Source organism: Amorphoplanes digitatis (assembly GCF_014205335.1).
Lineage (GTDB): Bacteria > Actinomycetota > Actinomycetes > Mycobacteriales > Micromonosporaceae > Actinoplanes > Actinoplanes digitatus.
Map to the genome: position 1 here is coordinate 465414 of NZ_JACHNH010000001.1, position 15217 is coordinate 480630.

Below are 15217 nucleotides of genomic sequence, written 5' to 3' on the forward strand. Positions count from 1 at the left end.
GGGGGATGGGTTACCCCGGGGAGCGCGAGGATCAAGCGGCGAGATTCGGCACCGAGGCGTTCTTCGCCTCGATCGGCCGTGCGTTCGTGGCGATGTGCGCCGTCATCCCGGTGCTGTTCCTCATCGAGGTGATCGACGTCGGCGTCGGCGCCGGCCGCCTTGATGTCGCCGGCGGCATCATCCCGCGCCGCCTCAGCGGCCTCGACGGGGTCATCTTCAGCCCGTTCCTGCACGCCGGCTGGGACCACCTGTACGGCAACAGCATCCCGCTGATCCTGGTCGGCACGTTCGCGCTGGCCGGCGGCGTCCGCCGCTTCCTCTGGTCGACGCTGGTGATCGTGCTGGTCAGCGGCTTCGGCGTGTGGCTGATCGGCGACCCGAGCAGCGTCGTCGTCGGCGCCAGCGGGGTCGTCTTCGGCTACCTGGGCCTGCTCTTCGCCCGCGGCTTCGTGGAGCGCAGCTGGTGGAACCTTGGCGTGGCCGCGTTCATCGGGCTGCTCTACTGGTACCAGCTCTACAACGTGCTGCCGACCGATCAGCCGATCTCCTGGCAGGGGCACCTGCTCGGCCTGCTCGGCGGCGTGATCTCGGCGATCCTGTTCCGCCGGCGCCGCCCGCGCCCGGCACCGGCCCTGTACGGCCCGGACACCACCCTCACCGACCTCTGAGCACCGCCACCCCGACGGCCACGAGCGTGAGCACGGCGCCGAGCAGTGTGTTCCAGCCCGGCCGGCCGGCCGCGCCCGGCACGATCCCGTCCAGCAGCAGCGCGCCGGTGACCTGGCCCGCGATCATGCCGAGGCCGAGCAGCAGGACGCCGGTGTAGCGGACCACGGCGGCGCCGACGGCGATGAAGACGATGCCAAGGACGCCGCCGGCGTACAGCCACCAGGGGCCGCTCGGCAGCCGGCCCGGGAAGCCGCGGAGGGTCACCGAGACCGCGAGGGCGACCAGCAGCACCGACGTGCCCATCGCGAAGTTGACAAGGCCCGCCACCATCGCGCTGCCCGAGACGACCCGCACCTGGCCGTTGACCGCCTGCTGCCAGGCGATGCCGACGCCGGCCAGCAGGGGCAGCACGGCGAGCGCCAGCGCGCTCGGATGCCCGATCCGGTCGCCGACCGCCAGCAGCACCGCGCAGACGGTCAGGACCGCGCCGGCCAGCCGCGGCGTGGTCACCGGCTGCGGGCCGGCCGGGCCCGCGCCCGCCCGGTCCACCAGCAGGCTGCTCGAGGACTGGCCCGCGACCAGCGCCACCACGAAGACGGCAACGCCCAGCGTCGGCACGGTAAGGCCCTGGGTGGCGACCAGGAAGGCGCCGCACATCCCGCCGACGCACTGCCACGGGCGGATCTGCCGTACCCGCAGACCGTCGCGCAGGCGGCGCAGGCCGGCCCGGCCGGCCGGTAGCAGCGGCACGAGGACCGCGAGCACCAGCAGGCCGGAGCCGAACGAGACGACCGCGGCGCCGATCGGGTCGCCGAGGCGGATCGAGAGTTCGCCGTTGATCCTCGACTGCACGGCCAGTGCGACCCCCGCGATCAGCGCGAACAGAACGCCGGCGACGCGGCGACCGGCCGGTACGGCCGATCCGGGTGGCGCGGGTGCGGTCGAGGTCTGCGTCACTCGCGCACCATCGGCAGGTGCCCGTCGAAGTCGACCGACGAGTACTGCGCCAGCTTCTCCAGCCGGTGGTAGGAGTCGATGACCCGGATGGTGCCGCTCTTGGAGCGCATGACGATCGACTGGGTGTGCGCGCCGCCGGCGCGGTACCGCACGCCCTTGAGCAGGTCGCCGGAGGTGACCCCGGTGGCGACGAAGAAGCAGTTGTCGCCGGTGACCAGGTCGTCGGTGGTCAGCACGCGGTCCAGGTCGTGCCCGCCGGCCATGGCCTTCTCGCGCTCGGAGTCGTCAAGCGGCCAGAGCTTCGCCTGGATCGCGCCGCCGAGGCACTTGAGTGCGCAGGCGGCCGTGATGCCCTCCGGCGTGCCGCCGATGCCCATCAGCACGTCGACGTCGGAGGAGCCACGGGCCGCCGAGATGGCGCCGGCGATGTCGCCGTCGGAGATGAACTTGATGTTCGCGCCCGCCGCCCGGACCTCCTCGACCAGCGCCTGGTGCCGGGGCCGGTCCAGGATGCAGACGGTCACGTCCGAGACGCTCGAGTGCTTGGCCTTGGCGATCCGGCGCAGGTTCTCCGTCGCGCCGGCGTTGATGTCGATGACGTCGGCGCAGTCCGGCCCGACGGCGATCTTCTCCATGTAGAAGACGGCGCTCGGGTCGAACATCGCGCCGCGCTCGGCGACCGCCAGCACGGCGACCGCGCCCGGCATGCCCTTGCTCATCAGCGTCGTGCCGTCGACCGGGTCGACCGCCACGTCCACCTCCGGCCCGGTGCCGTCGCCGACCTCCTCGCCGTTGAACAGCATCGGGGCGTTGTCCTTCTCGCCCTCGCCGATGACGACGACGCCGCGCATCTGGATCGAGTTGATGAGCTTGCGCATGGCGTCGACGGCAGCGCCGTCGCCGCCCTCCTTGTCACCCCGGCCGACCCAGCGGCCGGCGGCCATCGCGGCCGCCTCGGTCACGCGTACCAGGTCGAGCGCGATGTTGCGGTCGAGGTCCTGCGGGTTGTTGGAAACGGGCATGGGGGTGCCTCCTCGCGACGGTGCGGGTGTGGTGCCCCGATCCTCACACGTGGAGACGCGCGAAGTCCCGCGACCGCGACATGGTTAACAATGGGGAGGTGACTACGCCTGATGCCGCCGCGGAACCCATCACCGTCGGAAAGCGTGGTGGGCGCTCACCGCGGGACATGGCGATGTCGCTCGGCATCCTGCTGGTGCCGATCGCGCTGCTGCTGCTCTTCTACCGGCTCGTCCTGGACGGCGACCGGCCGGTGAGCGTCGACGCCGAGCCGACCGTCCGGCAGGCCCGCGCGGCGGCGGCCTTCGAGGTCGTCGTGCCGCAGGGGCTCGGCGACGACTGGCACACGGTGAGCGCGACCTTCGAGCGCGGCAAGGACGGCGCGACGCTGCGGATCGGCTACGTCGATCCGGACTCCGACCCCATCCAGCTCATCGAGAGCAGCGCACCGACGGAGAAGCTGATCCCGGTCGAGCTGGGCGACGACCCCGAGGCGATCGGCACCTTCCGCGACGGCGGGCGCACCTGGCAGCACTACGACGCCCGGCCGGGCGAGAACGCGCTGCTGCTGCTGGAGAAGGGCCGCACCATCATCGTGGTGGGCACCACCGAGACCGAGAGCCTGGAGCGCTTCGCCGCGTCCCTGGACGGCTAACCGCCGTCCCGGGCGGCTAACCGCCGTCCCGGGCGGCTAACCGCCGTCCCGGGCGGCGCGGGCCGCCTCGATGCGCTCGCGGGCGCCGTCCAGCCGGCGCTGGCAGACGTCCGCCAGCTTCTCGCCGCGCTCCCACAGGGCCAGCGACTCCTCCAGCGAGCTGCCGCCCTGCTCGAGACGCTCCACCACCGTGGCCAGCTCGGTGCGGGCCTGCTCGTAACTGAGTTCCTCGTCCGTCATTCCCGCACTCCCGCTCGAAGCTCACCGTCGGCCAGCCGTACCCGGAGAACGTCGCCGGTCTCCACCTCGCCTGCCGCGCGGACCACGTGGCCGTCCGCGCGCTGCACGATCGCGTACCCCCGCTCCAGGGTCGCCATCGGCGACAGCCCTCGCAGCCGGGCCAGGGTGTGCCGCAGGTCGTCGTCGGCGCGGCGCAGCCGCTGGTCCAGGCTGCGGATCCCGCGGTCGCGCAGGGCGGCCACCTCGGCCGCCCGCTGCTCGACGAGCGCCTCCGGGCGGGCCAGCACCGGGCGCGAGCGCCAGGACTCCAGGCGGTGCGCCTCGCGGTCCACCAGGGTGATCACCGCGCGGTCCAGCCGCCGCCGCGCCTGCTGGATCAGGTTCGTCTCCTCGGCCAGGTCCGGCACGATGCGCTTGGCCGCGTCGGTGGGCGTCGAGGCGCGCGCGTCGGCCACGTAGTCGACGAGCGGCGCGTCCGTCTCGTGTCCGATCGCGCTGACCACCGGCGTACGGCAGCCGAACACCGCCCGGCACAGCGCCTCGTCGGAGAAGGGCAGCAGGTCCTCGACGCTGCCGCCGCCGCGGGCGAGCACGATCACGTCGACGGTGTCGTCGTTGTCGAGCACCTTCAGCGCGTCGATGATCTGCGGCACCGCGGTCGGACCCTGCACGGGCACGTTGATCACCCGGAAGTCCACGGACGGCCAGCGGCGCCGGGTGTTCATCAGCACGTCCCGCTCGGCCGCCGAGGCCCGCCCGGTGATCAGCCCGACCCGCTGCGGCAGGAACGGCAGCCGCCGCTTGCGCTCGCGGGCGAAGAGACCCTCGGCGCCGAGCAGCTTCTTCAGCCGCTCGAGGCGGGCCAGCAACTCACCGAGGCCGACCTGGCGGATCTCGTCGGCACGCAGGCTCAGCGAGCCGCGCGCCGGATAGAACTCGGGCTTGGCGTGCAGCGTGACCCTGGCGCCCTCGACCAGCCCGGGCGCGCCGGCGTCGAGCACGTCGCGATGGGCGGTCACGGTGAGGCTGAGGTCGGCCGCCGGGTCGCGCAGCGTCAGGAAGACCACGCTGGCGCCGGGGCGGCGGCTGATCTGCGCGACCTGGCCGTCGACCCAGACCCAGCCGAGCTTGGCGATCCACGCGCTGACCTTCTGGCTCACGACCCGGACGGGCCACGGCTCGTCGGCGCTCGACTTCGCAGGCGGCGTCTCGGGCTGAGTCACCCGGCCAGCCTAGGCCCTGTCTGAGCCGGGCCCGTCATCCCGCGGCGCGGTGCGCCGCACGGCCCGGCGCACGGATGCCACCGCGACCAGCACGATCAGGCCCGCGTACCCCCAGAAGAGCAGGTCGGCGAGCAGGTGCGGCCCGTCGAGGTGCCAGCGGCCGGCGTCACGGGCCGCGAACGTGAACGGGTAGCCGTGCCGCGCCGCGTACGCGGTCATGCAGCACGCCGCGTCGAACGCCCGCACGCCGCTGAGGATCATGCCGCCCGCCAGCACCGCGCCGCCGGCGCAGTAGCCGGCGACGCCCGCGCCGGCGCCGACGGTGGTGAACGAGACCAGGAGCACGCCGCCGATCACGAGCATGATGTGGAACGCCAGGTAGGCGCCGTCGCCCGAGCCGCCGCGGTCCAGCTCGACGAGCAGGTTGAGGATGCCGATGGCGATGCTGAACCAGCCGACGAACAGCCGCAGCGCCGACCAGAAGGAGCCCAGCAGGCGGCCCGCCGCGTGCCCGGCCGGATATCCCGCGTCACCTACGGCGCTCATCGCCTGAGTATCGCGCCCGCCACCGCCGTCACGTGCGGAAACGCGATCTGTTGATCAGGACTGGGGTGCGGCCTCGCGGCGCGCTCCGGCGCGGCGGATCACCACGGCGGCCGCCACGACCAGCAGGCCGGCGAACGCCCAGAAGTAGAGGTCGGCGACGAGGTTGACGGCGTCGATGTGCCAGTTCGCCCGGTTCGCGGCCTCCTCGGCCGCGGCCCGGTCGTCGCCGACCCCGCCCCGGGACAGCCAGGCGAACGGCCAGCCGCGGCTGACGAGGTAGGCGAACGCGCCGCCGACGCTGACGCCGGTCACGAGGCCGCCGGCCAGCGTGCCGCCGACCGCGGCGCCGGCCGTCGCCGCCGCGGTAGCGCGGCCCGGCAGCGCGACCCGGTGCGGCATGAGCAGCACCAGCCCGCCGGCGGCCAGAACCACGCCGACGAGCATCTCCTGGACCGGCCGTGGCGCGTCCAGGTTGAGCAGGATCCAGGTCAGGCCGCCGACGAGGCTCACCGCGCCGAGCGACCCTCGTGCCACGCCGCCGACCTGCTGCCGCGCCGTCATGTTCGTCTCATTCACCGGACGAGTATGCAGTGTCGTGACTGTGGTGCCCGTCGCACGCCGAGGCGTTGCGGCCGCGTGCACGTACCATGGCCGGGTGACCGCCGACTCGACCAGCCCAGTTCGCAAGCGTGTGCTCCTCGCCAAGCCGCGGGGCTACTGCGCCGGCGTCGACCGCGCCGTGCAGACCGTCGAGGAGGCGCTCAAGCTCTACGGCGCCCCGGTCTACGTGCGCAAGCAGATCGTGCACAACAAGCACGTGGTCACCACGCTCGAGGCCCGCGGCGCGATCTTCGTGGAGGAGAACGAGGAGGTGCCGGAGGGCTCCACCGTCGTCTTCTCGGCGCACGGCGTCGCGCCGGAGGTGCACGAGCAGGCCCGCGAGCGCAACCTCAAGGCGATCGACGCGACCTGCCCGCTGGTCACCAAGGTGCACCACGAGGCGAAGCGGTTCGCCGCCGAGGACTACGACATCCTGCTCATCGGGCACGAGGGGCACGAAGAGGTCATCGGCACGGCGGGCGAGGCCCCGGCGCACATCCAGCTTGTCGACGGGCCCGAGGACGTGGAGAACGTCGTCGTCCGCGACCCGGCAAAGGTGGTCTGGCTGTCACAGACCACGCTGTCGGTTGACGAGACAATGGAGACCGTCGCCCGGCTCAAGACGCGGCTACCGCTGCTCCAGTCGCCGCCCAGCGACGACATCTGCTACGCCACGTCGAACCGCCAGCACGTGATCAAGGAGATCGCCCCGGAGTGCGACGTGGTGATCGTCGTGGGCTCTACCAACTCCTCCAACTCGGTGCGCCTGGTCGAGGTGGCGCTCGGCGCGGGTGCGCGGGCCGGCCACCTGGTCGACTACGCCTCCGAGATCAAGGACGAGTGGCTGGAGGGCGCGACGACCGTCGGCGTCAGCTCCGGCGCCAGCGTCCCCGACGACCTGGTCATGGAGGTGCTCGCCCACCTCGCGGAGCGGGGCTTCGGCGAGGTCACCGAGTTCACCACCGCCGAGGAGCGGCTGACCTTCTCGCTGCCGCAGGAGCTGCGCCGCGACATGAAGGCCGCCGCGGCCGCCCGGGGCTAAAGCTCGTCGACCAGCTCCGGCGCCTGTGGCTGGCGGGGCGTCAGCTCCACCTGTGCCGGCACGACGAGCTCGTCGTCCGAGACGCCCATCTCCGCGAGCTTGCGGGCGCTGACCAGTACCCGCGACTCCAGCGAGCCGACGGCGCGGTTGTACGCCGTCACCGCCCCGCTCAGCGAGCTGCCCAGCTTGCCGACGTGGTCGCCGAGCGTGGCCAGCCGGCCGTACAGCTCGCGGGCCAGGCTGTGCACCGCCAGCGCGTTGCGGGCCAGCGCCTCCTGCCGCCACGAGTAGGCCACCGTGCGCAGCAGGGCGACGAGCGTCGCCGGGGTCGCCAGCACCACGTTGCGGGAGAACGCGTGCTCCATCAGCGACGCGTCGCGTTGCAGGGCCGCGTCGAGGAACGGGTCGGCCGGCACGAACAGCACCACGAAGTCCGGTGACTGGTCGAACGCGGTCCAGTAGGCCTTCGCCGACAGCGCGTCCACGTGCCCGCGCAGCACCCGCGCGTGCTGGTCCAGGTGTGCGTCGCGGGTGCGCTCGTCGCGGGCCTCCATCGCCGAGAGGTAGGAGTCGAACGGCGCCTTGGCGTCCACCACCACGCAGCGGCCGCCGTGCAGGCGCACCAGCATGTCGGGCCGAACGCCCTGGTGGTCGGTCGCGCCGGTGACCTGCTCGGCGAAGTCGCAGTGCTCGAGCAGGCCGGCCGCCTCGACGATGCGCCGCAGCTGGAGCTCGCCCCAGCGGCCGCGCACCTGCGGCGCCCGAAGCGACGCGACAAGCTGCTTCGTCTCGACCCGCAGCTCGCCCGAGACCACGCCCATGGACCGGACCTGTTCGCGCAGCTCGGCGTAGGCGTCCACCCGGTCGCGTTCGAGCTCGGCCACCCGCAGCTCGTAGCGTTGCAGGGTCTCGTGCAGCGGGCCCACCGCGCGGGCAACGGCCTCCTGGGACTGCGCGGTCGCCTCGTAGGACAGCGCGCGCAGCGACTGCTCCATCCGGGCCTCGCCCTCGCGGCCGGCCGCCAGGGTCGCCTCCAGCCGGGCGATGTCGGTGGCGGCGCGCAGGCGCCCGGCCAGCCAGCCGAGCGCACCACCGACACCCAGACAGATGATCACCACGGCGAGAGTCGAGAAGGTCACGCATCGGAGCTTGCCAGAGACCCCGGTTGGATTCCCGCGGGTACCGTCGAGTCATGAAGGCGTTTCTGCTGCTCTTCCTGATCCTGATCCTGGTGGTTGTGATCGCCGGGGCGGTGCGGCGTGGCTCCGCCGCCCGGGAGCAGCGGCGGCTGGCCGACGCCCGGGCCGAGGCGCAGCGGTGGTACGAGCGGCTCGGCGGCCAGCTGATGAACCTGCACGGCGACGAGCCGGCGGCCCGGCAGGCGCTGGCCGACGCGGGCGAGCGTTACAACGCGGCCGGCGGCCAGCTCCAGCAGGCCGCGTCGGTGCGGCAGTTCGAGCTGGCCCGCGAGTCGGCGCTGGAGGGCCTGGCCTACGCGCGCGCGGCCCGCGTCGCGATGGGCCTCGACCCGGGGCCGGAGCTGCCGCCGCTGGCTGCCGCGCGCGGCGCGGGCGAGCTGACCCGCGAGCGCGAGGTCAACGTGCAGGGCCACCGGTACCGGGCGGGCCCGCAGCCGGGCCCGGCCACGCCCTACTACTACCCGGGCGGTCGGGTGCAGGGCCGGCCGGTGCCGTCGGGCTGGTACTCGACGCCGGTCTGGGGCACGGCACTCGGCGCCGGCGCGGGCGTCCTCGGCGGCATGCTGATCTTCGACGCGCTGTTCTCGCCGGAATTCGGCGACATGGGCTACGACGGCATGGACCAGGCCGGGGACTTCGGCGGCGGCGATTTCGGTGGTGGCGACTTCGGCGGCGGGGACTTCGGTGGTGGCGATTTCGGCGGCGGGGACTTCTGAGCGGCGATCAGTGCATGCGGCGGGCGAGCTCGCGGCGTAGCGCCCGCGGGCCCGGCCACACCTCGGTCAGGTCGGCGGTGAAGGCCGGCCGGCCCTTGGGGTCGTCGTCGTCGTCGCGGATCGCCGGCCAGCCCTCGTCCTCCTCCGAGACCGGATGGACCCGGTCCAGGTCGACCGGGGTCACGTCGAGGACCGTGCGCAGGCCGTCCCGGCGTACCACCACGTGGTCGATGTCCGGCCAGGCCAGCAGCACCGGGTCGCTGCCCTGCGCGGCCACCTCCAGGCCGCCCGACGAGGCACGGACCCAGGTCGGCAGCGCCGAGCGGGCCGACAGCTCGTAGCCGCCGGCTACCAGGGCCCCGATGACCGCGCCCTGCGCGACGATGGACGACCACGGGTCGTGCGGGACGTTCAGCAGGAGATTGACGAACGGCGACACGACCACGTAGGCGACCAGCACGACGGCGAACATCAGCGCGAACGTCCGCCACGGCGAGGACCGGAAGAGGACCGCGTCGTCGGCCGGGGCCTCGACCTCGTCGGGCGGGATCGACATGGTTCCCATGCTGCCGTGGCCGCTCAGAACGCGCAGGCGATCACGAGTTCCGCCGTGCGGTCCGGGAGCATGTCGAGCTCGCCGATCCGGCCCGCCGCCTTCAGGTCGCCCTCGACCAGCGCCAGCCGCTCCAGCATCGCCGCCGGACCGAGCGCCTCCGCGAGCGGGACGTCCGCCTTCATCGACAGCTTGCGGTCCGACTTGGCCCGGCGCACCTGACGCAGGGCGTCCCCGGCCAGGTCGAGCAGGGTGGCGTCGCCGTCGGGCGCGACCCGGATCAGCTCGTACTTGGTCGGCCAGGTGGCGCGGTGCACCGAGCCGTAGCGCCACCAGGACCAGATCTCCTCGGTCGTGTACGGCAGAAACGGCGCGAACAACCGCAGCAGCACGGACAGCCCGGCCGCGAGCGCCGCCCGGGCCGAGTCGCCGCCCGGACCCTCGGCGTACGCCCGGTCCTTGACCATCTCGATGTAGTCGTCGCAGAACGTCCAGAAGAACGCCTCGCTCGCCTGGAGCGCGGCGGTGTGGTCGTACGCGTCGAACGCGGCCGTCGCGACGTCGACGACCTCGGCGAGCCGGGCCAGCACCGCCCGGTCCAGCCCGGCCGTGACCGGCTGCCGCAGCGCGTCCGCGGCGCCGAGGCCGAGCGCGAACTTCGACGCGTTGAGCAGTTTGGTCGCGAGCCGCCGCCCGACCTTGATCTGCGCCGGGTCGAACGCCAGGTCGGCGCCGGGCCGCCCGTTGGCCGCCCAGTACCGCACCGCGTCCGAGCCGTTCTCGACCAGCAGGTCCATCGGCGTGACGACGTTGCCCTTGGACTTCGACATCTTCTTGCGGTCCGGGTCGAGGATCCAGCCGGAGAGCACCGCGGTCTTCCACGGCAGAGTCCCGTGCTCGAAGCGCGAGCGGACCACCGAGTAGAACAGCCAGGTCCGGATGATCTCCTGGCCCTGCGGGCGCAGGTCCATCGGGAAGACCCGGCCGAACAGGTCCTCGTCGTCGCCCCAGCCGCCGGCGATCTGCGGGGTCAGCGACGACGTGGCCCAGGTGTCCATGACGTCCGGGTCGGCGGTGAAGCCGCCCGGTGCGTCGCGCTGGGACTCCTCGAAGCCCGGCGGACACTCCGAGGATGGGTCAACCGGCAGCGCCGAAACATCCGGTATGAGAAGCTGGCCGTAGTCCGGCTCGCCAGCGTTGTCGAGCCGGTACCAGACCGGAATCGGCACGCCGAAGAAGCGCTGCCGGCTGATCAGCCAGTCTCCGGTGAGCCCGTTGACCCAGTGGTCGTAGCGGTGTCGCATGTGGTCCGGGACCCAGGTCAGCTCCCGCCCGCCGGCCAGCAGCTCGTCGCGCAGCCCCGCGTCCCGGCCGCCGTTGCGGATGAACCACTGCCGGCTGGTGACGATCTCCAGCGGCGAGTCGCCCCGCTCGTAGAACTTGACCGGGTGGGTGATCGGCCGTGGTTCGCCGATCAGGTCACCGGTCTCGGCCAGCAGCCGGACGATCTCGCGCCGGGCGGCGTTGACGCTCAGGCCGGCGAACGGCTTGTACGCCGCGTCCGGAACGCCCGCCGGCCGGTCCGGCAGGAAACGGCCGTCGCGGCCCAGCACGACCCGGGTCTCCAGGTGGAGGTCGCGCCACCAGATGACGTCGGTCAGGTCGCCGAACGTGCAGACCATCGCGATTCCGGTGCCCTTGCCGGCCTCGGCGAGCGGGTGGGCGTGCACCGGGACCTCGACGTCGAAGAACGGCGTGCGCACGGTCCGGCCCACCAGGGGATGTTCCGGGTGGGTGACCAGCGCGACGCAGGCCGGCAGCAGCTCGGGCCGCGTCGTGTCGACCTCGACCGGCCCGTCCGGGCCGTGGAAGCGCAGCCGGTGGTACGCGCCGGGCCGCTCCCGATCCTCGACCTCGGCCTGCGCGACCGCGGTGCGGAAGCCGACGTCCCAGAGCGTCGGCGCCTCCGCCGTGTACGCCTCGCCGCGCGCGAGGTTGCCGAGGAACGCGCGCTGCGAGACGGCCTGCGACCGGGCGCCGATCGTCGTGTACGTCATCGCCCAGTCGACCGACAGCCCGAGCCGGCGCCACAGCGCCTCGAACGCCTTCTCGTCCTCGACGGTGAGCCGGCCGCACAGCTCGACGAAGTTGCGCCGCGACACCGCGACGGCCGGCTTCGGCGGCGTCGCGGGCGGCTGCCACCCCGGGTCGTACGGCAGCGACGGGTCGCAGTAGACGCCGTAGACGTTCTGCACCCGCCGCTCGGTGGGCAGCCCGTTGTCGTCCCAGCCCATCGGGTAGAAGACGGTCTTGCCGCGCATCCGCTGGAACCGCGCGACCGTGTCGGTGTGCGTGTAGGAGAAGACGTGTCCCATGTGCAGCTCGCCCGATACGGTCGGCGGAGGCGTGTCGATCGCGTACACGTCCGGCCGCGCCTTGTCGCGGTCGAACGTGTACGTGCCCTCCTCCTGCCAGCGGCTCGCCCACTTCTCCTCGAGGCCGTCCAGCGACGGACGCTCGGGGAGACCGGCGCGCGCGGTCCTGCCCGTATCGGTCATGCAGCGATGCTACGGCCCTGCTCGTGCCGCAGCAGCCAGGTTTTGACGTCGAGTCCCCAGCGATATCCGCGCAGCGTGCCGTCGGTGCCGAGCACCCGGTGGCAGGGCACGAACAGCGCCGCCGCGTTGCGCGCGCAGGCCGTCGCCGCCGCGCGCACCGCCGCCGGCCGCCCGGCCAGCTCCGCGAACGCGGTGTAGGTCACCGGCTCGCCCGCCTTGATGTCGCGCATGACCCGCCAGGCGTGGCTCAGGAACGGCCCGCCGGTGCGCTGCTCGACCACCACGTCGTCGATCGCGGTGAGGTCGCCGTCGAGATAGGAGCGGACCGCGTCGCCAACCGGCCCGGGCGACGCGGCGGGCCGCGTCTCCTCCCGCAGCCCGGCGTGTACGAGCGGGAGCAGCTCATCGATCTCGGCGGTGAAGCCCGAGGCCCGCACGGCGCCGGCGTCGCTGACCAGGTAGGTGAACGGTCCGGCCGGGGTGTCGATTGTCGTGTGCCGCATCATGCTGACCTCCAGAGTCGCATCAGAGCGTAGGAGCGCCAGGGCCGCCAGCTCTCGGCGTGCGCGGCCAGGGCGCGGGGGGAGTGCGGCAGGCCAAGCGCTTTCGCGCCGCGCTGTGCCGCCACATCGGTGTGCAGGAAGACGTCGGGGTCGCCGATGGCACGCATCGCCACGTAGCCGGCGGTCCAGGCGCCGATGCCGGGGAGCTCCATCAGCCGGGCGACGGACTCCTCCCGGTCGGCGCCGGGCTCCAGGTCCAGCTTGCCGTCGGCCACAGCCCCGGCGAGCGCCCGGATGGTCTCGCGCCGGCTCGCCGGCATCCGGAACGCCTCGTCGGGCAGCTCGGCGACGGACTCGGCGCTGGGAAAGCCGCGCAACTCGCCGGGCGTGGCGGGACCCAGCAGGCGGCCCAGCGTCGTGCGGGCACCGGCGACCGAGACCTGCTGGCCGACGATCGCCCGTACGGCGAGTTCGAAGCCGTCGGCCGCGCGCGGTACCCGTACCCCCGGCTCGGCGCGCACCGCCGCGGCGAGCGCGGGATCCGCACCCAGCGTGCCGTCGACGGCGACCGGGTCCGCGTCGAGGTCGAAGAGCCGGCGGCAGCGGGCGACCGCCGGCGCGAGGTCGCGGACGTCCGTGAGCCGCAGCGTGGCGGAGACCCACCGGTCGCCGGGCTCGAGCGCGACGGTCGCGCTGCCGTGCGGCAGATTCAATCCCCGCCGGTACGTCGTGACGCCGGCGTCCTCGATGCCCGGCAGCGCGCGGGCGGCCAGGAACCCGAGCAACGCGCCGGCGTGCAGCGGCGCCCGGTACGCGAGCCGCAGCGTGATGGTGCCCGCCTCGGGCCGCCGGACCGTCCGGCGCTGCCGCAGCTCGCCCGGCGACCGGGCGTACACCGCGCGGATCGTGTCGTTGAACTGGCGCACGCTGCCGAAGCCCGCGGCGAACGCGATCTCGGCCAGGCCGAGGTCGGTGGTCTCGATGAGCACGCGCGCGGTCTGTGCGCGCTGCGCCCGGGCCAGCGCGAGCGGCCCGGCGCCCAGCTCGGCGCCGAGCATGCGGTTGAGGTGCCGCTCGGTGTAGCCGAGGCGGCTCGCCAGCCCCGGCACGCCCTCGCGGTCGACGACGCCGTCCGAGATGAGCCGCATGGCGCGCCCGACGGTGTCCGCCCGCACGTCCCACTCGGGTGAGCCGGGCGCGGCATCGGGACGGCAGCGGCGGCAGGCCCGGTAGCCGCCGCGCTGCGCGGCGGCGGCGCTGGGGTAGAAGGTGACGTTCTCCCGCCGGGGGGTGACGGCGGGGCAGGACGGGCGGCAGTAGATGCCGGTCGTGCGCACGGCGGTGTAGAACCAGCCGTCGAAGCGCTGGTCGCGGCTGTCCACGGCCCGGTAGCAACGCTCGAAGTCCAACTCCATGCGACCGAGTCTGCGCCAACGGGCGGGCCGACTGCTGGCGGGATTCGGACATTGCCGTGGCGACGTATCCTTCACTGCGTGATCAAACTGTCGATCGGTGCCCCGCCCGCGCAGAAGGTCGTCGGCGCGGTCTTCGGCCTGCTGTTCGCGGCCGGCGGCGCGGCGTTCCTGGTGCTGCCGCTCATCGCGGACAACTGGCTGGGCAGCGTGATCAGCGCGGACGAGTCCTGCCCGTCGGCGGACGAGCTGGCCGGCATCCCGCGGGACCTGCTGCCCGAGTCGGTCCGGGACTGCGTGTCGAACGGCAGCTGGTTCACCGGCGGCTCCGGCTTCGACGACGGCATCGGTGCGATGCGGCTGATCGGGCTGATCGGCATACCGTTCATCGTCATCGGGCTCTACCTGGCGTTGAGCGCGCTGCGGACGGCGGCCTGGCTCGAGGGCACGCGGGCGACGGTGCGGCGCGCGTTCCGGGCCCGCACGGTCGACCTGGCGACGGCAACGATCACGGTCGGCGCGCTCGCGTTCCGGCGCAACCGGGAGACCTCCCGCGAGACGATCGAACGGCTACCGACGCTCATCGCCCGCGACCCGGCCGGCGGGCCGACGATCACGATCCCGCTGCACGGCGTCGGCATGACGCAGCTCCCGCCGCCCGAGCTGCGGGCGCTGGCGCAGGCGATCGAGGCGAACCCGGACGGCGACGCCCGCAATCTCGCCGCCCAGCTGCGCACGATGGCCGACAACCCGCTGGGCGTCCTGGTCCGCTAGAGGTACTTCACGAATACGTGGCACACGTCCGGCACGGCGATCGTCTTGCCGTCCTTGACGTCCTCGCGGATCGTCTCGAGCAGCCCGTGTGCCCACTCCCGGTAGCCGAGCCGGCGGTACAGCCGGGCCGCGCTGGCGTTGTCGACGTCGACGCCGACGGCCACCCGCCACAGCCGCCTGCGGCGCAGCTCGGCCTCGGCCGCGGCGATGAGCTTCGTGCCGACGCCCTTGCGGCGCAGGGACGCGTCGACCATGAGCCGGTGCAGCATCGGCACCCGACCCAGGTGGCGGATGATCGCGGACTCCGGCGCCGGCTCCGTCGACACGAACGCCGCGCCGACGGCCCGCTCGCCGACCCGGGCGACGAGCAGCACGCCCTGCCGGCGGGACCGGTCGAGGTAGTAGGCGCGGGCGGACGGCCCGAACGTGCGGCCCAGCCGGTCGATGTCTCCGGGAACCCGCGGTGCGATGCGCAATCCCTGTAGGTCCCCCACGGGATCATCGTGCCGGTCGATGCGCCAACCGTCACCCCGGGGCCGGTGCCCGTCCG

General features: G+C 73.3%; 17 protein-coding genes. 5 read left to right on the forward strand and 12 right to left on the reverse strand.

The genetic code is table 11. The annotated features are described in order from the left end of the window. Positions 1-5: 5 nt before the first annotated feature. Positions 6-668, forward strand: coding sequence for a rhomboid family intramembrane serine protease (locus BJ971_RS02175; RefSeq protein WP_184989190.1), 663 nt, complete (start codon positions 6-8; stop codon positions 666-668). Here BJ971_RS02175 and BJ971_RS02180 read toward each other — a convergent pair. Continuing rightward, on the reverse strand, positions 655-1626 hold the full coding sequence (locus BJ971_RS02180) for a DMT family transporter (protein WP_239087476.1): 972 nt from the start codon (positions 1624-1626) through the stop codon (positions 655-657). The genes BJ971_RS02175 and BJ971_RS02180 overlap by 14 nt on opposite strands. Next, complete coding sequence (gene glpX / locus BJ971_RS02185) at positions 1623-2648, reverse strand: class II fructose-bisphosphatase (RefSeq protein WP_184989193.1); 1026 nt, start codon at positions 2646-2648, stop codon at positions 1623-1625. The genes BJ971_RS02180 and glpX overlap by 4 nt, the downstream gene beginning before the upstream one ends. A 98-nt stretch (positions 2649-2746) precedes the next feature. Here glpX and BJ971_RS02190 point away from each other — a divergent pair, with 98 nt between their 5' ends. Beyond that, positions 2747-3301, forward strand: coding sequence for a DUF4245 domain-containing protein (locus BJ971_RS02190; protein WP_239087477.1), 555 nt, complete (start codon positions 2747-2749; stop codon positions 3299-3301). Positions 3302-3337: 36 nt separating this feature from the next. Here BJ971_RS02190 and BJ971_RS02195 read toward each other — a convergent pair whose 3' ends face one another. From BJ971_RS02195 to BJ971_RS02210, 4 genes are read right to left on the reverse strand one after another with little or no spacing between them, the layout of a single operon-like run. Continuing rightward, the gene (locus tag BJ971_RS02195; RefSeq protein ID WP_184989199.1) at positions 3338-3541 is read right to left on the reverse strand and encodes an exodeoxyribonuclease VII small subunit; all 204 of its coding nucleotides are present in this window, start codon (positions 3539-3541) and stop codon (positions 3338-3340) included. Then, positions 3538-4764, reverse strand: coding sequence for an exodeoxyribonuclease VII large subunit (xseA, locus tag BJ971_RS02200; RefSeq protein WP_184989202.1), 1227 nt, complete (start codon positions 4762-4764; stop codon positions 3538-3540). The genes BJ971_RS02195 and xseA overlap by 4 nt, the downstream gene beginning before the upstream one ends. A gap of 9 nt (positions 4765-4773) precedes the next feature. After that, complete coding sequence (locus BJ971_RS02205; RefSeq protein ID WP_184989205.1) at positions 4774-5310, reverse strand: hypothetical protein; 537 nt, start codon at positions 5308-5310, stop codon at positions 4774-4776. 54 nt (positions 5311-5364) lie between these two features. Further along, a complete protein-coding gene (locus tag BJ971_RS02210) occupies positions 5365-5886 on the reverse strand; it encodes a hypothetical protein (RefSeq protein WP_184989209.1) in 522 nt (173 codons plus the stop codon). 79 nt (positions 5887-5965) lie between these two features. Between BJ971_RS02210 and BJ971_RS02215 the strand changes: the two genes are divergently transcribed. Then, entirely contained in the window at positions 5966-6952 is a 987-nt protein-coding gene (locus tag BJ971_RS02215) for a 4-hydroxy-3-methylbut-2-enyl diphosphate reductase (protein WP_184989213.1), read from the forward strand. Here the strand turns inward: BJ971_RS02215 and BJ971_RS02220 are convergent. Further along, on the reverse strand, positions 6949-8091 hold the full coding sequence (locus BJ971_RS02220) for a DNA recombination protein RmuC (protein WP_184989216.1): 1143 nt from the start codon (positions 8089-8091) through the stop codon (positions 6949-6951). The genes BJ971_RS02215 and BJ971_RS02220 overlap by 4 nt on opposite strands. Positions 8092-8144: 53 nt before the next feature. Between BJ971_RS02220 and BJ971_RS02225 the strand changes: the two genes are divergently transcribed. Continuing rightward, the gene (locus BJ971_RS02225) at positions 8145-8867 is read left to right on the forward strand and encodes a hypothetical protein (protein ID WP_184989219.1); all 723 of its coding nucleotides are present in this window, start codon (positions 8145-8147) and stop codon (positions 8865-8867) included. A gap of 7 nt (positions 8868-8874) precedes the next feature. Here BJ971_RS02225 and BJ971_RS02230 read toward each other — a convergent pair whose 3' ends face one another. Genes BJ971_RS02230 through BJ971_RS02245 form a run of 4 tightly spaced genes read right to left on the reverse strand, consistent with a single transcriptional unit; the run spans position 8875 to position 13896 of the window. Next, positions 8875-9423 carry a hypothetical protein gene (locus BJ971_RS02230; RefSeq protein WP_184989223.1) on the reverse strand — a complete coding sequence of 183 codons (549 nt, stop codon included), beginning with the start codon at positions 9421-9423 and terminating at the stop codon, positions 8875-8877. Between the two features lie 23 nt (positions 9424-9446). Continuing rightward, entirely contained in the window at positions 9447-11978 is a 2532-nt protein-coding gene (gene valS, locus BJ971_RS02235) for a valine--tRNA ligase (RefSeq protein ID WP_184989226.1), read from the reverse strand. After that, positions 11975-12484, reverse strand: coding sequence for a methylated-DNA--[protein]-cysteine S-methyltransferase (locus tag BJ971_RS02240; RefSeq protein ID WP_184989229.1), 510 nt, complete (start codon positions 12482-12484; stop codon positions 11975-11977). The genes valS and BJ971_RS02240 overlap by 4 nt, the downstream gene beginning before the upstream one ends. Next, positions 12481-13896, reverse strand: a complete 1416-nt coding sequence (locus BJ971_RS02245) for an AlkA N-terminal domain-containing protein (RefSeq protein WP_184989231.1) — start codon at positions 13894-13896, stop codon at positions 12481-12483. Before BJ971_RS02245 ends, BJ971_RS02240 begins: the two co-directional genes overlap by 4 nt. Before the next feature lie 78 nt (positions 13897-13974). On the opposite strand from BJ971_RS02245, the gene BJ971_RS02250 reads away from it, so the two are divergent. After that, positions 13975-14667 (forward strand): hypothetical protein, encoded by a 693-nt coding sequence (locus tag BJ971_RS02250; protein WP_184989234.1) that lies wholly within the window; start codon positions 13975-13977, stop codon positions 14665-14667. Here the strand turns inward: BJ971_RS02250 and BJ971_RS02255 are convergent. Then, complete coding sequence (locus BJ971_RS02255; protein WP_184989236.1) at positions 14664-15161, reverse strand: GNAT family N-acetyltransferase; 498 nt, start codon at positions 15159-15161, stop codon at positions 14664-14666. The two genes, BJ971_RS02250 and BJ971_RS02255, sit on opposite strands and share 4 nt — an antisense overlap. Positions 15162-15217: the final 56 nt, after the last annotated feature.

Coding starts and splice junctions, on each gene's coding strand:
- BJ971_RS02175 (WP_184989190.1), top strand. CDS start 6: ATGGGTTACCCCGGGGAGCGCGAGGATCAAGCGGCGAGATTCGGCACC.
- glpX (WP_184989193.1), bottom strand. CDS start 2,648: ATGCCCGTTTCCAACAACCCGCAGGACCTCGACCGCAACATCGCGCTC.
- BJ971_RS02195 (WP_184989199.1), bottom strand. CDS start 3,541: ATGACGGACGAGGAACTCAGTTACGAGCAGGCCCGCACCGAGCTGGCC.
- BJ971_RS02205 (WP_184989205.1), bottom strand. CDS start 5,310: ATGAGCGCCGTAGGTGACGCGGGATATCCGGCCGGGCACGCGGCGGGC.
- BJ971_RS02225 (WP_184989219.1), top strand. CDS start 8,145: ATGAAGGCGTTTCTGCTGCTCTTCCTGATCCTGATCCTGGTGGTTGTG.
- BJ971_RS02230 (WP_184989223.1), bottom strand. CDS start 9,423: ATGTCGATCCCGCCCGACGAGGTCGAGGCCCCGGCCGACGACGCGGTC.
- valS (WP_184989226.1), bottom strand. CDS start 11,978: ATGACCGATACGGGCAGGACCGCGCGCGCCGGTCTCCCCGAGCGTCCG.
- BJ971_RS02240 (WP_184989229.1), bottom strand. CDS start 12,484: ATGATGCGGCACACGACAATCGACACCCCGGCCGGACCGTTCACCTAC.
- BJ971_RS02245 (WP_184989231.1), bottom strand. CDS start 13,896: ATGGAGTTGGACTTCGAGCGTTGCTACCGGGCCGTGGACAGCCGCGAC.